Source organism: Roseateles sp. (genome assembly GCF_047654805.1).
In the GTDB taxonomy this organism is placed as follows: Bacteria; Pseudomonadota; Gammaproteobacteria; order Burkholderiales; family Burkholderiaceae_C; genus Pelomonas.
Genome location: NZ_JASGIV010000001.1, coordinates 2,261,382 through 2,278,525 on the forward strand (window position 1 = coordinate 2,261,382; position 17,144 = coordinate 2,278,525).

Annotated in this window: 17 protein-coding genes; 14 read left to right on the forward strand and 3 right to left on the reverse strand. The window is 67.4% G+C overall.

Annotation, left to right across the window (positions count from 1 at the left end):
• The first annotated feature begins 10 nt into the window (after nt 1–10).
• The 7 genes from QM732_RS09985 (at nt 11) to QM732_RS10015 (ending at nt 5,582) form a co-directional block, all read left to right on the forward strand.
• A complete protein-coding gene (locus tag QM732_RS09985) occupies nt 11–799 on the forward strand; it encodes an ABC transporter substrate-binding protein (RefSeq protein WP_415656008.1) in 789 nt (262 codons plus the stop codon).
• Between the two features lie 70 nt (nt 800–869).
• Nucleotides 870–1,562, forward strand: a complete 693-nt coding sequence (locus QM732_RS09990; RefSeq protein ID WP_415656009.1) for an ABC transporter permease — start codon at nt 870–872, stop codon at nt 1,560–1,562.
• Between the two features lie 70 nt (nt 1,563–1,632).
• Entirely contained in the window at nt 1,633–2,319 is a 687-nt protein-coding gene (locus QM732_RS09995; protein ID WP_415656010.1) for an ABC transporter permease, read from the forward strand.
• Between the two features lie 11 nt (nt 2,320–2,330).
• Nucleotides 2,331–3,452 (forward strand): succinylglutamate desuccinylase/aspartoacylase family protein, encoded by a 1,122-nt coding sequence (locus tag QM732_RS10000; RefSeq protein WP_415656011.1) that lies wholly within the window; start codon nt 2,331–2,333, stop codon nt 3,450–3,452.
• Between the two features lie 163 nt (nt 3,453–3,615).
• On the forward strand, nt 3,616–4,383 hold the full coding sequence (locus QM732_RS10005) for an ABC transporter ATP-binding protein (RefSeq protein WP_415656012.1): 768 nt from the start codon (nt 3,616–3,618) through the stop codon (nt 4,381–4,383).
• A 2-nt stretch (nt 4,384–4,385) separates the two neighbouring features.
• Nucleotides 4,386–4,742, forward strand: coding sequence for a YbaN family protein (locus QM732_RS10010; protein WP_415656013.1), 357 nt, complete (start codon nt 4,386–4,388; stop codon nt 4,740–4,742).
• A gap of 60 nt (nt 4,743–4,802) precedes the next feature.
• Nucleotides 4,803–5,582, forward strand: a complete 780-nt coding sequence (locus tag QM732_RS10015) for an SDR family NAD(P)-dependent oxidoreductase (RefSeq protein WP_415656014.1) — start codon at nt 4,803–4,805, stop codon at nt 5,580–5,582.
• Nucleotides 5,583–5,604: 22 nt separating this feature from the next.
• On the opposite strand, the gene QM732_RS10020 is transcribed toward QM732_RS10015, so the two are convergent.
• Both QM732_RS10020 and QM732_RS10025 read right to left on the reverse strand, forming a co-directional pair.
• Entirely contained in the window at nt 5,605–7,656 is a 2,052-nt protein-coding gene (locus QM732_RS10020) for a M3 family metallopeptidase (protein WP_415656015.1), read from the reverse strand.
• 95 nt (nt 7,657–7,751) lie between these two features.
• A complete protein-coding gene (locus tag QM732_RS10025) occupies nt 7,752–8,417 on the reverse strand; it encodes a hypothetical protein (RefSeq protein ID WP_415656016.1) in 666 nt (221 codons plus the stop codon).
• A gap of 103 nt (nt 8,418–8,520) precedes the next feature.
• On the opposite strand from QM732_RS10025, the gene QM732_RS10030 reads away from it, so the two are divergent.
• The 3 genes from QM732_RS10030 to argG are packed head-to-tail and all read left to right on the forward strand — an operon-like array spanning nt 8,521 to nt 10,671.
• Nucleotides 8,521–9,081 carry a YaeQ family protein gene (locus QM732_RS10030; protein WP_415656017.1) on the forward strand — a complete coding sequence of 187 codons (561 nt, stop codon included), beginning with the start codon at nt 8,521–8,523 and terminating at the stop codon, nt 9,079–9,081.
• Complete coding sequence (locus tag QM732_RS10035; protein WP_415656018.1) at nt 9,078–9,344, forward strand: GNAT family N-acetyltransferase; 267 nt, start codon at nt 9,078–9,080, stop codon at nt 9,342–9,344. Before QM732_RS10030 ends, QM732_RS10035 begins: the two co-directional genes overlap by 4 nt.
• A 10-nt stretch (nt 9,345–9,354) precedes the next feature.
• Nucleotides 9,355–10,671, forward strand: a complete 1,317-nt coding sequence (gene argG / locus QM732_RS10040; protein WP_415656019.1) for an argininosuccinate synthase — start codon at nt 9,355–9,357, stop codon at nt 10,669–10,671.
• 228 nt (nt 10,672–10,899) lie between these two features.
• Here the strand turns inward: argG and murB are convergent, their stop codons facing one another.
• Nucleotides 10,900–11,970, reverse strand: a complete 1,071-nt coding sequence (murB, locus tag QM732_RS10045) for a UDP-N-acetylmuramate dehydrogenase (RefSeq protein WP_415656020.1) — start codon at nt 11,968–11,970, stop codon at nt 10,900–10,902.
• Nucleotides 11,971–12,041: 71 nt separating this feature from the next.
• Here murB and QM732_RS10050 point away from each other — a divergent pair, with 71 nt between their 5' ends.
• The 4 genes from QM732_RS10050 (at nt 12,042) to QM732_RS10065 (ending at nt 17,124) form a co-directional block, all read left to right on the forward strand.
• Nucleotides 12,042–12,530, forward strand: a complete 489-nt coding sequence (locus QM732_RS10050) for a YajQ family cyclic di-GMP-binding protein (protein WP_415656021.1) — start codon at nt 12,042–12,044, stop codon at nt 12,528–12,530.
• 2 nt (nt 12,531–12,532) lie between these two features.
• Nucleotides 12,533–13,180 (forward strand): TIGR02281 family clan AA aspartic protease, encoded by a 648-nt coding sequence (locus QM732_RS10055; RefSeq protein WP_415656022.1) that lies wholly within the window; start codon nt 12,533–12,535, stop codon nt 13,178–13,180.
• A gap of 55 nt (nt 13,181–13,235) precedes the next feature.
• On the forward strand, nt 13,236–16,046 hold the full coding sequence (prsT, locus tag QM732_RS10060; RefSeq protein ID WP_415656023.1) for an XrtA/PEP-CTERM system TPR-repeat protein PrsT: 2,811 nt from the start codon (nt 13,236–13,238) through the stop codon (nt 16,044–16,046).
• Nucleotides 16,047–16,215: 169 nt separating this feature from the next.
• Nucleotides 16,216–17,124: a PEP-CTERM sorting domain-containing protein gene (locus QM732_RS10065; RefSeq protein ID WP_415656024.1), complete on the forward strand. Its 909-nt coding sequence runs from the start codon at nt 16,216–16,218 to the stop codon at nt 17,122–17,124.
• The last annotated feature ends 20 nt before the right edge of the window (nt 17,125–17,144 follow it).

A 17,144-nucleotide genomic window follows, 5' to 3' on the forward strand; every position in this document is an offset into this window, starting at 1 on the left:
GAGGTCCAACATGAAGAAATCATCCCTGCTCGCCCTGGCCATGCTGGCTGCGGCCAGCCTCGCCCAGGCACAGGCCCCCGAGTGGAAGAAGCTGCGCATCGGCGTCGAGGGCGCCTACCCGCCCTTCTCGGAGATCGGCCCGGATGGCAAGCTCAAGGGCTTCGAGATCGAGCTGCTGCAGGCCTACTGCGCGGAGATGAAGGCCCAGTGCACCCTGGTGCAGCAGGACTTCGACGGCCTCATCCCCGCACTGCAGTCCCGCAAGGTGGACGCCATCTTCGCCAGTGTCTCCATCACCGAGGAGCGCCAGAAAGTCATCGCGTTCTCCAAGCCCTACTACAACACGCCCGCCCGCCTCGTCGCCAAGGCCGGTGTGAAGCTCGACCCAACGGCCGCCGGCCTGAAGGGCAAGAAGATCGGCGTGCAGCGCGGCACCACGCACGAGACCTACGCGGCCAAGACCTTCACGCAGAGCGAGATCGTGCGCTATGGCAGCCAGGACCAGGTCTTCCTGGATCTGAAGAGCGGCCGTATCGACGCGACGCTGATGGACTCGCCCGCCGCCGACTTCGGTTTCCTGAAGAAGCCCGAGGGCAAGGGCTTCGCCTTCGCCGGCCCGTCCATACTGGACGACAAGATCTTCGGCGTCGGCACCGGCGTTGGCATGCGCAAGGCGGACGAGGCCACGCTGGGCAAGAAATTCAACGCCGCCATCGACGCGCTGCAGGCCAACGGCACCTTCAAGCAGCTGGCCGGCAAGTACTTCGACTACGACATCGCGCCGCGCACCAAGCAGTGACGCACGACGCCGGCGCTGACGGCGCGCGGCGGTTTACACACGGTCGCCTCCAGGCGCCGACGCCCCTCCCATGTTGTTGCACGGATTCCTACCCAGCCTCCTCGAAGGCGCCGCGATCACGCTGGCCGTGGCCCTGTCCTCGCTCGTCATTGCGGCCCTGCTGGGCCTGAGCGGCGCCCTGGCCAAGCTCTCGCGCTCGCGCGTGGCCCAGGGTTTGGCGGCGACTTACACGACGCTGATCCGCGGCGTGCCAGACCTCGTGCTGATGCTGCTGATCTTCTATGGTGGCCAGGTGGCGGTGAACACCGTCGCGCCCATGCTGGGTCACGAGGACTACATCGACATCGACCCCTTCCTCGCCGGCGTGCTGACCATAGGCTTCATCTTCGGCGCCTATCTGACCGAAGCCTTCCGGGGCGCCTTCCTGGCCGTGCCGCCGGGCCAGCGCGAGGCGGGCCTGGCGTACGGGATGAGCCCGCGCCAGGTGCTGTGGCGTATCACGCTGCCGCAGATGCTGCGCCATGCGCTGCCGGGAATTTCCAACAACTGGCTGGTGCTGCTCAAGAGCACAGCCATCGTCTCCATCATCGGACTGTCCGACCTGATGACGCGCGGCCAGCAGGCCGCCGGCACCACGCGCGAGCCCTTCAGCTTCTACCTCGCGGTGGCGCTGATCTACCTCGTCTTCACTAGCCTGTCCGAGCTTGCCTTCAGCTGGGCGCAGCGGCATCTGGCCATCGGCGTGAAGGAGGGCAAGCTGTGAGTGCCGCACGCTCCCGTGAAGGGGCTCGCATCTCGGCCAGCAGCGGTGCGTGCAGCGCGAGGGTTGCCCCATGAACTTCGAAGCCATAGGCGAGAACTTCCCGCTCTACCTGTCGGGACTGGTCGTCACGCTGAAGCTGCTGTCGCTGTCGCTGGCCTGCGGCCTGCTGCTGGCCCTGCCACTTGCCGTGGTGCGCACGGTGTCCAAAGGCTGGGCTTCCCGGCTGGTCTGGGTCTACACCTACGCCTTCCGCGGCACGCCCATGCTGGTGCAGCTCTTCCTCTGCTACTACGGCCTCGCGCAGTTCGACGCTGTACGCGACAGCTGGGCCTGGCCCTGGCTGTCGTCGGCGTCCTTCTGCGCCTGGCTGACGTTCACTCTGAACACGGCGGCCTACACGACCGAGATCATCGCCGGCAGCATCCGTGCGCTGCCCGCCGGCGAGATCGAGGCTGCCAAGGCGCTCGGCATGGGCCGTGGCCTGATGCTGCGCCGCATCGTGCTGCCCGCGGCCCTGCGCCGCGCGCTGCCGGCCTACGGCAACGAAGCCATCTTCATGCTGCACGGGACCGCGCTCGCCAGCGTCGTCACGCTGCTGGACGTGACCGGCGCCGCCCGCGCCGTCAATGCCAAGTACTACCTTCCCTTCGAGGCCTTCATCACGGCCGGCGCCTTCTACTTCGTGCTCACGCTGGGCCTTGTCGGCCTGTTCCGCTGGGCCGAGGCACGCTGGCTCAAGCCCATGATGAGCCGCTAAAGCCCACCGCCATGCAAGTCGTCCGACACCCACTGCTTTCCCCCGCCCCCGGCACCCAGCGCGAGCTGGTCTCGCTGCACTACGGCCAGCCCGGCAGCGCCGCAGGCAAGGCCTACATCCAGGCCTCGCTGCATGCCGACGAACTGCCCGGCATGCTGGTGGGCTACCACCTGCGCCAGCAGCTCGACGCACTGGACGCGGCCGGCCAGATCGCCGGCGAGATCGTGCTTGTGCCCATGGCCAACCCCATCGGGCTGAGCCAGCACCTGCTGCACCTTCACCTGGGCCGCTTCGAGCAGACCACCGGCGAGAACTTCAACCGCCACTACCCAGACCAGATCGCCGCCGTGGCCGCCGCCGTGGCGCCCGAGCTGGGTGCCGATGCGGCCGCCAACGTCGCCACGCTGCGACGTGCTCTGAAGGCCGCCGTGACAGCCGCACCGGTGGAGACCGAGCTGCAGTCGCTGCGCCGCACGCTGCTAGGCCTGTCCTGCGACTCCGACATCGTGCTGGACCTGCACTGTGACGCGCAGGCATTGATGCATCTCTACACCGAGACGCCCTGCTGGCCCGACTGCGAACCGCTGGCGCGCTTCCTCGGCGCCCGCGTGACGCTGCTGGCCCAGGAGTCGGGCGACAGCCCCTTCGACGAGGCCTGCTCGCAAGTGTGGTGGAAGTGGGCCAGGCAATTCGGCGATAAGCACCCCATCCCGCAAGCCTGCCTGTCGGTCACCGTGGAGCTGCGCGGCGCCACCGACGTGACGCATGAACTGGCTGCAGCCGATGCCGGCAACATCATCGACTTCCTGCGTTGGCGCGGTCTGCTCAAGGGCGACAAGCCTGCCCTGCCCGCGCCCCAGGGCGAGGCCCGCCCGCTGGCCGGCAGCATGCCCATCTACGCGCCCAAGCCCGGCGTGCTGACCTTCCTGAAGGACGTCGGCGCCGAAGTCAAGGCTGGCGAGGTGCTGGCCCACGTCATCGACCCCATCACGGCCGAGGTGACAGAGCTGAAGAGCCCCGTCGACGGACTGCTGTTCGCGCGCGACTTCCTGCGCTTCGCGTTCGCCGGCATGCGCGTCGCCAAGGTCTCCGGCCGCGAAGCCAAGCGCACCGGCAAGTTGCTCGGCGCCTGACCATGAACTCCTGCGCCTGCGCAGCCTCGCCCCGGCCCCGCTCAAGACGGGCATGCCCGCTCGCCCCCCCAGGACGGACGCTTTTGTTCGTCGCATCCGGCCGAGGGCATCGCCAGCGCGGGTCAGCTTGGGGGCTGGAGTCGGCCCGCAAACTAGAACTGACATGACGATCCAACTCCAGGCCACCGACATCCACAAGCGTTTCGGCGAGCGTGAGGTGCTCAAGGGCATCTCGCTGAGCGCCCGCCGTGGCGACGTCGTCACGCTGATCGGCTCCTCGGGCTCGGGAAAGAGCACTTTCCTGCGCTGCCTCAATCTGCTGGAACAGCCGCACGAGGGCCAGCTCAGCCTGGGCGGCGAGAACCTCAAGCTCGCTCGCGACCGCGACGGCAGCCTCAAGGCCGTCGATGCGAAGCAGTTGCAGCGCTGGCGCGCACGGCTGGCGATGGTGTTCCAGAACTTCAACCTCTGGGCCCACATGACGGTGCTGGAGAACGTCATCGAGGCCCCGGTGCACGTATTGGGCAAACCCAAGGCCGAGGCCATCGAGCGCGCGCGGGCGCTGCTGGCTCGGGTGGGCGTGGCCCACCGCGCCGACGTCTACCCGGCCCAGCTGTCGGGCGGCGAGCAGCAGCGCGTGGCCATTGCCCGTGCGCTGGCGGTGGACCCGGAGGTCATGCTCTTCGACGAGCCCACGTCGGCGCTGGACCCGGAACTGGTCGGCGAGGTACTCAAGGTCATGCGGGACCTCGCTGCCGAGGGCCGCACGATGATCGTCGTGACCCACGAGATGGGCTTTGCCCGGGAGGTATCCAATCACTGCCTCTTCCTGCATCAGGGCAAGGTGGAGGAGCAAGGCAACCCCAAGGAGATGCTGCTGCGCCCGCAGTGCGAGCGTCTGCAGCAGTTCCTCTCTGGCGGCCTGAAGTAGTCATGCGCCGGCTGCTCTGGCAGGCGCTTGCGCTGCTGAGCCTCGCGCTGGCGCTGGTCGGTGTGGTGCTGCCGGTGCTGCCCACGGTGCCCTTCCTGCTGCTGGCCGCCTGGGCCGCCGGCAAGGGCTGGCCGGCACTCGAGCTCTGGCTGCTCCATCATCCGCGCTTTGGCCCCAGCATTCAGGCCTGGCGGGAACACGGCGCCGTGCCGCGCCGCGCCAAATGGCTGGCCACCCTCATGATGACGGCCAGCGCCATCGTGCTGCTGCTGTCGCCCCTGCACTCGGCGGCCAAGGTCGGCGTGCCGGCAGTGATGCTGGTGGTCGCCGTCTGGCTCTGGCGTCGGCCGGAACGCTAGGCGCGCCGCCTCGGCCCGCAGGCCCTAGACTGGGCCTGCCACACTCCTCGGGGAACGCACATGACGACGGAACGCAAGGTCGCGCTGATCACCGGCGGCGGCACTGGCGTCGGCGCCGCGACCGCACTGCTGCTGGCGCGCAAGGGGTACGACCTGCTCGTCAACTACTCGCGCAGTGCGGACGAGGCACAGGCCAGCGCGGCGGCCTGCCGCGAGGTGGGAGCCGACGCGCAGGTGATGCAGGGCGACGTCTCGCAGGACGCCGACTGCCGTGCGCTCGCTCAGGCCGCCCTCGAGCGATGGGGGCGCCTGGACGCCCTCGTCAACAGCGCCGGCATTTCCGTCTTCGGCAAGGCGGCCGAGTGGGACGCGCTGGACGCCGAGACCTTCCAGCACATTCTGGGCGTCAACGCGCTGGGCAGCTTCCAGATGGTGCGGGCCTGCATGGCACCCCTCAAGGCGGCACGAGGCTGCATCGTCAACGTGTCGTCCGTGGCCGGCGCACTGGGCGTGGGGGCGTCCATGCCCTACATCGCCTCCAAGGGCGCCATCAATGCGATGACGCTGCACCTGGCCCGTGCCCTGGCGCCGGCCGTACGCGTCAACGCGGTATGCCCGGGCCTGATCACCTCGCGCTGGTTCGTGCGCGGTGTCGGGCAGGAGGGCTACGAAAAGGGCCTCCAGGCCTACGAGGCTGGCGTGCCGCTGCAGCGCGCCTGCTCGCCCGAGGACGTCGCCGAAGCCATTGCCTGGCTGGTCGACGGCGCCAGGACGGTGACGGGGGAACTGCTGCTGCTGGACAGCGGCATGCATCTGGCGGGAGTGGCGCCGCCGCGCTGACGCGGCGGCTGCGACACCGGGATCAGGCCGGCAGCAAGCCGCGGTCCTTCAGCATGGGCTCGACGACCGGGTCACGTCCGCGGAAGGCACGGAAGGCCTGGCCTGGCTCCACGCTGTTTCCGGCCGACAGGATGCACTCGCGCAGCCGCGCCGCCACGGCCGGGTCGAAGACGTCGCCAGCCTCGACGAAGGCGTCGAAGGCATCACAGTCCAGCACCTCCGCCCACAGGTAGACGTAGTAGCCCGCCGCATAGCCGGCACTGCTGAACAGGTGCTGGAAGTGAGTCAGGCGGTGGTTGAGGCCGACCTCGGCCGGCAGCCCCCATTGCGCCAGCGTGTCGCGCTCGAAGGCGACCACATCGGCTGGCGCCGCCGGCAGCGCATGCGCCGCCATGTCGACGATTGCGCTGGCGGTGTAGCGCAGTGTCTCGTAACCCTGGCCGAACTGGCGCGCAGCCTGCAGCTTGGCCAGCAGTGCGTCAGGCAGCGGCTCGTCGGTCTGCCAGTGGCGGGCGAACTTCTTCAGCACCTGTGGCTCGGCCATCCAGTGCTCGTAGAGCTGCGACGGCAGCTCCACGAAGTCACGCAGCACCTGTGTGCCGGCCAGGCGCTCGTGCTCGACGCTGGACAGCAGGCCATGCAGGCCGTGGCCGAATTCATGGAACAGCGTGCGCACGTCGTCGAAGCTCAGCAGGGTCGGTTCACCCGCAGCGCCACGCGCGAAATTGTTGTTGTTCAGGATGATGGGCGTCGCCGCCAGGGAGCGGCACTGGTTGCGCAGCGGGTTCATCCAGGCGCCGCTGCGCTTGGGCGGGCGTGCGAAGTTGTCCTGCAGGAACAGCCCGCGCAGGCTGCCGTCGGCGTCGAAGACTTCATAGGCGCGCACGTCGGCGTGGTAGCCCTGGATATCCGGCCGGGCCTTGAACTGCAGGCCGAACAGGCGACTGGCGCAGTCAAACATGGCGGCCACCATGCGGTCCAGCGAGAAATACGGCTTGACCTCGCCCTCGTCCAGCTCGAAGCGGGCGCGACGGGCCTGCTCGGCGTAGAAGCGCCAGTCCCAGGCTTCCAGCGGGTGCGTGGCGCCCGCGGCGGCCATCGCGCCCTTCACGGCCTCGCGCTCACGGGCCTGGGCCGCGAGCGCGGGGTCCCAGACGCGCTGCAGCAGACCCATGACGGCGCCCTGGCTGCGCGCCATCGTGTCTTCCAGCGCATAGTCGGCGTAGCAGGAATGGCCATGCAGCCGGGCTGCTTCAGCGCGCAGCTCGAGGATCTCGCGGCAGATCTCGCGGTTGTCGGTCTCGCCAGTGGCATCGCCCCGGCCCACCCAGGCACGCCAAGCCTGCTCGCGCAGGTCGCGCCGCGCGCTGAAGCTCAGGAAGGGCACGATCAGTGAGCGGGAAAGCGTGATGACGTGGATGGTTCCGTCGTCCAGATCGCCCAGGCCACGATCGATGGCCGCCTGCCGGGCGGCGGCGCGCACGAAGCCAGGCAGGCCCGCCAGCTCAGCCTCGCTGGTCAGGCGCAGCTGGTAACTGTTCTCGGCCGCCAGCACGTTCTGGGCAAAGCTGGTGTTCAGCTCGGCCAGCCGGGCCATGACAGCGGCGTAGCGCACCCTGGCATCGGGTGCAAGGCGGGCACCGGCACGCAGGAAATCCAGGTGCACACGCTCCAGCAACCGGCGCTGTTCAGGCGCGAGATCCAGTTGCCCACGCCGCTCGAACAGCGCCTCGATGCGCGCGAACAGGCCCTGATGCATGTACACGGCGCTGCCGTGCTCGGCCAAGGGTGCGGCCAATGCACGCTGCGCGGCCTGCAGTTCGGGCGATGTGGCCGAGGCGGCCAGCGTGTAGAAGAGGTGTTCCAGCCGGGTCAGCCGGCGGCCGCTCGCATCGAAGGCAGCCAGGGTGTTGGCGAAGCTCGGCGCCTCGGCCTGACTGGCGATGGCGTCGATCTCGGCGCGATGCTCGGCAAGGGCAGCATCGAAGGCGGGTTGGAAATGCGCCGGGGCGATGTCGGCGAAGGGCGGCAAGCCGTGTGGGCCGGCCCAGTCCTTCAGCAGCGGGTTGCTCATGCGGAGGCCTCCTGGGGGATCCTGGTGGGGAAAAACAAGAAGGGCCGCTTCCTGCCGGAGGCGGCCCGTCAACGATCGTCAGTGCGCGTCGCGGATCACTTGCCCGCGGCGGCGGCCCTTTCCTTGCGGACGGCCTTCTCGTCGTTCTCGTCGTAGGCCTTGTTCTGGCACTCGGCCTTCCACTTGTCGTTGGCGTCGAAGTGCTTCTCGGTGCGATCCTCGATGCCCTTGAACTGTGCCTCCAGCGCATCGACCTTCTCGCTGAAGGCCTTGCGCTTGACGCCCTGCTCGGCGTCGGAGGCCTTCACGGCATCGACCATCGGACCGAAGGCTGCGGCACGGGCCTGGTAGGCCTCGTTGCGGGCCTTGAGGTCTTCCTTGGACAGCTTGGGCGCCTCGGCAGTCAGCGTCTCGTGGGCCTTCAGGATGGCCTCGCGCTCCTCCTTCACTTCGGTGACCCGCTTGGCCAGTGCGGCTTCGCCGGCTTCCAGGGTCGCCTTCTCGGCCTTGAGTTGCTCGGCGCCGGCCTTGTAGGCGTTCTGCTCGGCCTTGATGGACTCGGCTTCCTTGCTGTTGTTTTCCTGTTGGTCAAGGCACGAGCGCAGTTCGTCGCGCGTCATCAGCTTGACCTTGGGTTTCTCCACGACCGGGTTGCTGACCTTGTTGTTCTTCGGGTCGACCTTGGCCTTGGTGTTGGTAGTGATCTGTGCCTGGGCGGAGACAGCAATGACCAGGGCCAGCGGGAGAAGGATGCGTTTCATGTCGAGGGCGCAACTCGGGTTGCGAAGGTTCCAAACGGGAGGCGGAATCATGCCACGGGCTTCACCGCGATAATCGCGGGCTGCTCTTGGTTACCTCCTGCCCATGGCGCTCAAAGCCACCATCTACAAAGCCCAGCTCCAGATCGCCGACATGGACCGCCATGTCTACGGCGACCACAACCTCACTCTCGCCTGCCACCCGAGCGAGACCGAGGAGAGGCTGATGATCCGCGTGCTCGCGTTCGCACTGAACGTGCCAGCCGACGAGCTGCGTGGCCGACTGGAGTTCACCAAAGGCCTGTCCGATGTCGACGAGCCCGATCTCTGGCAGCTCGACCTGACGGGCGACGTCGTGCACTGGATCGACCTCGGCCAGCCCGACGACCGCCGCCTGATGAAGGCCCATGGCCGCAGCGAGCGGGTCAGCGTCTACAGCTATGCCTCGAGCACTGAGGTCTGGTGGCGCAACCTCGAGAGCAAGCTGACCCGGGCGCCCAAGCTGACGGTCTGGCAGATCCCCGCTGACCAATCGCAAGCCCTGGCCGCCCTTGCCGAACGCAGCATGCAGCTGCAGATCAGCATCCAGGACGGCAGCATCTACGTGTCGACCGCGAACGCGTCGGTCGAGATCCACCCTGTCGCGTTGAAGGCCGCCACCGCATGACACCGCGGCACGAACCGGAGCACCAGCGCTTCACGCTGCCGACCACGCCCGCCAGCGTGCTGGACTACCAACTGAGCGGCGACCGCGTTGTCTTCACCCACACCGGCGTGCCACCCGCCTACCAGGGTCAAGGCTTGGCCGGGCTGCTCGTCAATTCCGGCCTGCAATGGGCACGCGAGCAGGGACTCAAAGTCGTGCCGGCTTGCAGCTACGTCCATCTCTACATCCAGCGCCACCCCGAGTGGCAAAACCTCGTCGCCTGAGACCATCACCATGTCCACGATCCTGCAATCCGTTCCCGTCGGCCAGAAGGTCGGCATCGCCTTCTCCGGCGGCCTCGATACCTCCGCGGCCCTGCACTGGATGAAGCTCAAGGGTGCCCTGCCCTATGCCTACACGGCCAACCTGGGCCAGCCCGACGAGCCCGACTACGACGAGATCCCGCGCAAGGCCATGCTGTACGGCGCCGAGAAAGCCGTGCTGGTGGATTGCCGGGCACAGCTGGTCGCCGAAGGCATCGCCGCCTTGCAGGCCGGTGCATTCCACATCAGCACCGCCGGCGTGACCTACTTCAACACGACACCCATCGGCCGCGCCGTCACCGGCACGATGCTGGTCGCCGCGATGCAGGCCGACGGCGTCAACATCTGGGGCGACGGCTCGACGTTCAAGGGCAACGATATCGAACGCTTCTACCGCTACGGCCTGCTGACCAACCCGGCGCTGAAGATCTACAAGCCGTGGCTGGACCAGACCTTCATCGACGAACTGGGCGGCCGTGCCGAGATGTCGGCCTTCATGACGGCCAAGGGCTTCGCCTACAAGATGAGCGCCGAGAAGGCCTACTCGACCGACTCCAACATGCTGGGCGCCACCCATGAGGCCAAGGACCTGGAGCACCTGAACAGCGGCATCCGCATCGTCAACCCCATCATGGGCGTGGCGTTCTGGCGCGACGACGTGGCCATCAAGGCCGAGGAAGTCACCGTGCGCTTCGAGGAAGGCGTGCCCGTTGCGCTGAACGGCGTCGAGTTCCGCGACCCGGTGGCCCTGTTGGCCGAGGCCAACAAGATCGGCGGCCGCCATGGCCTGGGCATGAGCGACCAGATCGAGAACCGCATCATCGAGGCCAAGAGCCGCGGCATCTACGAGGCTCCGGGCTTGGCGCTGCTGCACATCGCCTACGAGCGCCTCGTGACCGGCATTCACAACGAGGACACCATCGAGCAGTACCGCATCAACGGCATGAAGCTGGGCCGCCTGCTGTACCAGGGCCGCTGGTTCGACCCGCAGGCCATCATGCTGCGCGAAGCCGCACAGCGCTGGATCGCCCGCGCCGTTACGGGCGAGGTCGCCATCGAACTGCGCCGCGGCAACGACTACTCGCTGCTGGACACACGCAGCCCCAACCTGACCTACGCGCCCGAGCGCCTGAGCATGGAAAAGGTGGAGGACGCCCCGTTCAGCCCGGCCGATCGCATCGGCCAGCTGACCATGCGCAACCTGGACATCAGTGACACCCGGGGCAAGCTGGGCATCTACACCGGCGTAGGCCTGCTGTCGGGTGGCGGTCTGCCGCAGATCGAGTAAGTAGAAACACGGCTGCGCTGTACGGCGCCTGGATGGATACTGTATAAATCAACAGTATTCCTCCAGGAGCCTGCCATGCACAGCCAATACCGCCAGAACTACGTCCCCGGTCGCCCGCTGCCCCAGTGGATCCAGCGCCTGCTGAGCTGGCTGTGAATCCGCGCCGTGGGGTGCGACGACACCCGGCGCCCGCCACGGGCTTGAGCCAGCAGCGTGCGCCATCGATCGTCAGATCACCACCGGTTCCGGCTCCAGCCGGATACCGAAACGCCCATAGACGCTTTCCTGGATGGCTCGTGCCAGCGTGACGACTTCGGCGCCGCGCGCGTCCGCCTTGTTGACCAGCACCAGGGCCTGCTTCTCGTAGACCGCGGCTCCGCCCACCGTCTTTCCCTTCCAGCCGCAGGCATCGATCATCCACCCGGCGGCCAACTTCACGCTTCCGTCCGGCATGGGATAGTGAACGATGCCGGGGTCACGGCCAATGATGTCGCGGCATTGCTCGGCGGTGACCACCGGGTTCTTGAAGAAGCTGCCGGCGTTGCCGATGACGGCCGGATCGGGCAGCTTGGCGCGGCGCACAGCGCAGATCCAGTCATAGATCTGGCGGGCATCCGGTGCCGCGATGCCGGTCTCGGCCATCTTGCGCTCGATCTCGAGGTAGCCGAGGACCGGCTGCCAGGGCCTGGGCAGGCGCAGGCGCACCCGCGTGATGACGCTCTTGCCCGCCAGGCCGCCGAAGTCGCTGTGTTTGAAGACGCTGTCGCGGTAGCCGAAGCGGCACACCTCGGCCGGCAGTAGCGCCGGCCGGCCGGTGACGAGATCCATGACCTCGACCGCCTCCAGCCTGTCCTTGACCTCGATGCCATAGGCACCGATGTTCTGCACCGGCGCGGCTCCGACGGTGCCCGGAATCAGGGCCATGTTCTCCAGCCCGGGATAGCCGTGATCCATCGTCCAGCTGACGAGCTCATGCCACACGACACCGGCGCCGGCCTCGACGATCCAGGCGTCCTCCCGCGCCTCCAGCAGCCGGATGCCGGGGATCTCAACCTTCAGCACCACGGCATCCAGGTCCTTGGTCAGCACCAGGTTGCTGCCGCCGCCGAGCACGAACTTGGGCGCGCGGCCTAGGTCGGGATGGTCCACGACACGGCGCACGTCGGCCGCCTCGCGGATACGCACCAGGCGACGCGCGACGGCCGGCAGGGCGAAGCTGTTGTAGGGCTTGAGATTGACGTCGGTCTCGATCTGGAGGCCGGGGACTTCGTTCGAGGGGGTCGGGGAGGCGGCGGACATGGGACACTTTTGGATGGCTTGCGCGACGCGCAAGCGGCAAAATTTTCGCAGACACCTTCCCCGGACCGCATATGCCCAGCTTCGACACCGTTCTCGAACCCGACCACGTCAAGATCCGCAACGGCGTGGACAACAGCATCAAGGAGATCGGCACCCGCTTTGACTTCAAGGGCACGGGCGCCAAGGTCGAGCTCAAGGACAAGGAAATCCATGCCACCGGCGACAGCGAATTCCAGCTGGAGCAGATCGAGGCCGTTCTCTACGGCAAGCTGACCAAGCAGGACGTCGTCATCAGCTTCCTCGACAAGGCCGAAAAGGTCGACAAGCTGGGGGGCGACAAGGTGCGCCAGGTCTACAAGATCAAGGAAGGCATCGAGGCCACCCTCGCCAAGAAGATCGTGACCTCGCTGAAGGACAGCAAGCTCAAGGTCCAGGCCAGCATCCAGGGCGACGCGGTGCGCGTGACCGGCAAGAACCGTGACGACCTGCAGGCAGCCATTGCCCACCTGAAGAAGAGCTTCGCCGACACGCCGCTGACCTACAACAACTTCCGCGACTGAGCATGCGGCGCCTGACGCCACTGCTGCTGGCAGGCCTCCTGGCCATGGCCCAGGCGCAGACGCCCGATCAGGTCCAGCTCAACGGCACGCTGGGCGAACGGGCAGCCCTGCTGATCATCGACGGAGAGCCCCGCACCGTCGGTGTCGGCGCCACGGTCGCGGGCGTGAAGCTGGTTTCGCTGGAGGACGGCCGTGCCGTCGTCGAATACGGAGACCGGCGCCAAACGCTGACCCTGGGTGCCGCGCCCGGCCGCGTCGTCGCGCAGACCGCCGTGCCGCCGCAGCGCCAGATCGTCATGCCCATGGGTCACGGCGGCCACTTCACGAGCATTGGCACGATCAACGGCCAGGTCACCCATTTTCTCGTCGACACGGGCGCCACCAGCGTGGCCATCAGCCAGATCGAGGCCGAAAAACTCGGCCTGCGCTACATGTACGGCAAGCGCGTCGTCACGCAGACCGCCAATGGCGTCGTACCGGCCTACCAGCTCCAGCTCGCCAGCGTGCGGGTTGGCGACGTCGAGGTTCGCAACGTCGAAGCCATCGTCATCCCCGGCATCATGAGCCACGTCCTGCTCGGCAACAGCTTCCTGAACCGATTCCAGATGCGGCGCGAGAACGACGTCATGACTCTGGAGCTGCGCTACTGATCGCATCGAGGGGGCTTCTGCAAGAATCCGGCGCCCTCCTTCGCCGGCCCCATCGATGACATCTCATACCGCCCTGCTCACCGGCCTGCTGGCCGCCCTGCTGACCGCCGGCACGCCAGCGGCCCTGGCCCAGGACGCCGCCAAGGCCTCGCGCTTCTATGAAGATGCGCTGCAGCGCTACGAGAAGCACGACATTTCCGGCGCCATCATCCAGCTCAAGAACGCGCTGCAGGCCGACAAGAACCAGCTGCCTGTACACGTGCTGCTAGGTAAGGCGCTGCTGGCGAACAGCGAGCCGGCAGCTGCGGAGTTCGAACTCGGCGAGGCCATCCGCCTGGGCGTCGACCGTGCGGAGGTCGCCGTCGCCCTGGCCATGACCCTGAACGCCCAGGGCAAGCAGCCACAGGTGCTGGAGGACCCGCGACTGCAGCCGGCCGGCCTGCCGCCCGGCATCCGGCAGCAACTGACGCTGGAGCGTGCACTGGCCCAGTCCGACATGGGCGACACCAAGGCAGCACTGGCCAGCGTGATGGACGCTCGCGCCATCAATTCCAGCGAGGTCAACGCCTGGCTCGCCGAGGTGCCCCTGCGCGTGCGCAACCGCCAGTTCGTCGAGGCGCATGCCGCCGCTGACCAGGCACTGAGGCTGGCTCCCGACGACGCCGAGGCGCTCTACCAGAAGGCCTCCATCCACCACGCCAACGGCCAGATCGCCCTGGCCCTGGCCACATACGAGCGCGCGCTCAAGGCTCAGCCCAAGCATGCAGAGTCTCACCTCGCGCGCGCCGGCCTGCTGGTCGACCTGAGCCGCGATGCCGAGGCGCTGGCCGAGATCAACGAGCTGCAGACCCTCAAGCCCAACGATCCGCGCGGCGCCTATCTGCGCGCCGTGCTGGCCGAGCGCGCCAACGACAAGCCCACGGCCCGCGCAGCGCTGAAGCGGGTCACCGATCTGCTGGACCCCGTCCCGATCGAGTACATCCGCTACCGCACCCAGTTGCTGATGCTCAACGGCCTGGCGCACTACGGCCTGGGCGAGCAGGAGAAGGCCAAGCCCTTTCTCGAGCTCGCGGCGCGCCAGCAAGGCCCGGGCAGCCCGCTGGTCAAGCTGCTGGCCCAGATCGCGCTGAACGAGCCCAACGTCAACCGCGCCGTCGAACTGCTTGACGCCTACGTGAAGGCCCGACCAGGCGATGGTCAGGCCCTGCTGATGCTGGCGTCGACGCACATGAGCCAGGGCCGGCACTCGCGCGCCGTCGCGCTGATGCAGGAGGCGCTCCGGGCCAAGGACGCCCCCGAATACCGAACGGCCCTGGGCCTGTCGCTGCTGCAGAGCGGCAAGGTCGCACCGGCCACCGACGAACTGGCCAAGGCCTACAAGGCCGATCCCAAGCAGACCCATGCCGGCCTGGCGCTGATCACCGTGTACCTGCGCGAAGGCCAGGTGTCCAAGGCGCTCGCCGTGGCCGACACGCTGGCCCGATCAAACCCGAACAACGCCACCGTGCTCATGGTCCAGGCCTATGCCAAGGCCCAGGCCGGCGACGCTGCTGGCGGCCGCGCCGGCTACGAAAAGGCCCTCAAGCTCGATCCCAAGCTGACGGAGGCCCACCTCGGCCTGGTGCGCATCGATACCGCGGCCGGCAACTACGACGCCGCCAACAAGCGGCTGCGCCAGATCCTGAAGGGCGACGAGCGCAACACCGACGTACTGTTCGAACTGGCCCTGCTGCACGAGCGCCAGGGCAAGGACGACGAGGCACTGAAATGGCTTGAAAGCGCCGCCGATGCTGCCGGCCCTCGAGAAACCCGGGCCAACTTCGCCCTCGTCGCCTGGCAGGTGCGCAAGGGTCAGCCGGCCCGCGCCATCGAAGCCGCCAAGATCCTGCTGGCCAAGCTGCCGGAAGACGTCGAGGCCTTGCAGGCCTATGCCAGCGCCCAGGCAGCCAACGGGGATCCGGCCGGCGCCAAGTCGACATTGACCCAGGCAGCCCGCCGCGCCGCGTTCGATGCGTCCCGGCTGCTTGAAGTCGCCCGCCAGCAAGTCGGCATCAAGGACTACAGCGGCGCCTCCTACAGCTTGGAGAAAGCCCTCAATGGCAGCCCCGACTTCATGCCGGCCATGGCCATGCAGTCCAGCATCGACCTGGCCCAGGGCGATGCCGCCAAGGCCGAGCAACGCGCCAAGCAGGTCATCCAGGTGGCGCCAAAGTCGGCCATCGGCTACAACCTGCTGGCCGACGTCGCGCTCTACCGCAACCAGGCCCCTGCAGCCATCGACGCGCTGCGCAAGGCGCACGACATCGACAAATCCCAGGCCAGCCTCACGAGGCTAATGCAAGTGGTCGGCAGCCACAGCGGCCCCAAGGCAGCCACCGACCTCGGCGAGGCCTGGCTCAAGCGCAACCCCGGCGACCTGGCTGTGCGCAGCGCCGTCGCCGAGCAAAACCTGCGCGGCCGCGACTTCGCGGCCGCCCGAGTGCAGTACGAGGCGATCCTGAAGCAGCGCCCCAATCACGCCGAGACGCTGAACAACCTCGCCAACGTGCTGATGGTGACCAAGGACCCGGGCGCCGTGGCCATGGCTGAGCGGGCCTACAAGGTCGACACGCGCAATCCCATGCTGATGGACACGGCAGGCTGGGCCAACCACCTGGCCGGCAATGGCGACCGGGCACTGCAACTGCTCCGCGAGGCGCGCCTGCGTGCACCGGACGTCCCCGAGATCCGCTATCACCTCGCCGCGGTACTGGCCAAGGCCGGGCGCAAGAGCGAGGCCCGGGACGAGCTCAACGCAGCTTTGCGGGCGAATGTGAATTTCGCCTCGGCCGCCGAGGCCAGGAAGCTGCTATCCACCCTCAACTGAGGGGTTCGGGCCCCTTCCACCGGCGTCGGTTGTTCTTACAATTTTTATCAAGCCAAGCGTGGCAATTCAGCAAACGCTTGAACGGCAAGGAATTTTTCCGATTGGCACTGAATCTGCTTAAGGTTCACTCGAGATTGACCGCCGGCTTGGCGTCCACCAAGGAAAACAAATGAAAGTCCGCTCCATCCGCCTGACCGCCCTTATCGCGCTCGCCGCTGGCCTGGCCTGGAGCGGCGCTGCTCAGGCCTACTGGAGCCTGGACACCACGCCGACCGCGACGATCAACGACAGCGCCGCCACGGCCCAGAACCCCTACACCGTCAAGATGTCGGGTTTCTACGTCGGCAATGCGACGACCAACAACAAGCTCACGGGCAAGTGGACTTCTGGAGCCTTGACGCAATGGGCGGGCAACGGCCAGGGCATGTACTCGGGCTCGGACAACGGATCGCCCTACCACGCGCTGGACAACAACCAGAACACCGAAGGCGTGCTGCTGAGCTTCAGTGCCTCGACCGTGCTGACCAGCATCGGCCTGGGTTTCACCGCCACCACCGGCACGGCTGAATACGGCTGCGTCAGCGGCGGCGCCGTGATCGGCACTGTCACCGGCAGCGGCTCCTGCGCCAAGGGCACCAAGACCAGCGACGTGACGGTCGACATTTCCGTCTTCCGCTGGACCGGCACCACCGCCCCGACGCTGGCTGGCACCGTTGCCGGCACGATGGACGGCTGGGAGCTGGTGGGCAACTACGGCGACATGATCAAGGACACGTCCAATCCCTACAACCTGGTCAACAGCGAAGGCAAGACGTCCAGCTGGTGGTTGATCACGGCCTACAACAGCGGCTTTACGCAAAGCTCCGGCACCGAGAACCGCGGTTCGCTGACCAACAGCGACGACTACTTCAAGCTGTTCGCCGCAGCCGGCACGAAGTGCACGAGCACCATCAATTCCAATGGGGTCTGCGGCGGCACGACCACCAAGGTGCCCGAACCGGCCACCCTGGCACTTGCCAGCGTTGCGCTGATCGGCGTGGCCGGCTTGCGCCGTCGCCAGTCCAAGACCGCTGCCTGATCCGCTTCGCGCCCCACCTC

Excerpts from the sequence above, each read along its gene's own strand:
- QM732_RS10020 (WP_415656015.1), bottom strand. The coding sequence starts at position 7,656 with ATGAGCAACCCGCTGCTGAAGGACTGGGCCGGCCCACACGGCTTGCCG.
- murB (WP_415656020.1), bottom strand. The coding sequence starts at position 11,970 with ATGTCCGCCGCCTCCCCGACCCCCTCGAACGAAGTCCCCGGCCTCCAG.
- QM732_RS10005 (WP_415656012.1), top strand. The coding sequence starts at position 3,616 with ATGACGATCCAACTCCAGGCCACCGACATCCACAAGCGTTTCGGCGAG.
- QM732_RS10055 (WP_415656022.1), top strand. The coding sequence starts at position 12,533 with ATGCGGCGCCTGACGCCACTGCTGCTGGCAGGCCTCCTGGCCATGGCC.
- QM732_RS09985 (WP_415656008.1), top strand. The coding sequence starts at position 11 with ATGAAGAAATCATCCCTGCTCGCCCTGGCCATGCTGGCTGCGGCCAGC.
- QM732_RS10000 (WP_415656011.1), top strand. The coding sequence starts at position 2,331 with ATGCAAGTCGTCCGACACCCACTGCTTTCCCCCGCCCCCGGCACCCAG.
- QM732_RS10010 (WP_415656013.1), top strand. The coding sequence starts at position 4,386 with ATGCGCCGGCTGCTCTGGCAGGCGCTTGCGCTGCTGAGCCTCGCGCTG.
- QM732_RS10030 (WP_415656017.1), top strand. The coding sequence starts at position 8,521 with ATGGCGCTCAAAGCCACCATCTACAAAGCCCAGCTCCAGATCGCCGAC.
- QM732_RS09995 (WP_415656010.1), top strand. The coding sequence starts at position 1,633 with ATGAACTTCGAAGCCATAGGCGAGAACTTCCCGCTCTACCTGTCGGGA.
- QM732_RS10050 (WP_415656021.1), top strand. The coding sequence starts at position 12,042 with ATGCCCAGCTTCGACACCGTTCTCGAACCCGACCACGTCAAGATCCGC.
- QM732_RS10015 (WP_415656014.1), top strand. The coding sequence starts at position 4,803 with ATGACGACGGAACGCAAGGTCGCGCTGATCACCGGCGGCGGCACTGGC.
- QM732_RS10025 (WP_415656016.1), bottom strand. The coding sequence starts at position 8,417 with ATGAAACGCATCCTTCTCCCGCTGGCCCTGGTCATTGCTGTCTCCGCC.
- QM732_RS10065 (WP_415656024.1), top strand. The coding sequence starts at position 16,216 with ATGAAAGTCCGCTCCATCCGCCTGACCGCCCTTATCGCGCTCGCCGCT.
- QM732_RS09990 (WP_415656009.1), top strand. The coding sequence starts at position 870 with ATGTTGTTGCACGGATTCCTACCCAGCCTCCTCGAAGGCGCCGCGATC.
- prsT (WP_415656023.1), top strand. The coding sequence starts at position 13,236 with ATGACATCTCATACCGCCCTGCTCACCGGCCTGCTGGCCGCCCTGCTG.
- argG (WP_415656019.1), top strand. The coding sequence starts at position 9,355 with ATGTCCACGATCCTGCAATCCGTTCCCGTCGGCCAGAAGGTCGGCATC.
- QM732_RS10035 (WP_415656018.1), top strand. The coding sequence starts at position 9,078 with ATGACACCGCGGCACGAACCGGAGCACCAGCGCTTCACGCTGCCGACC.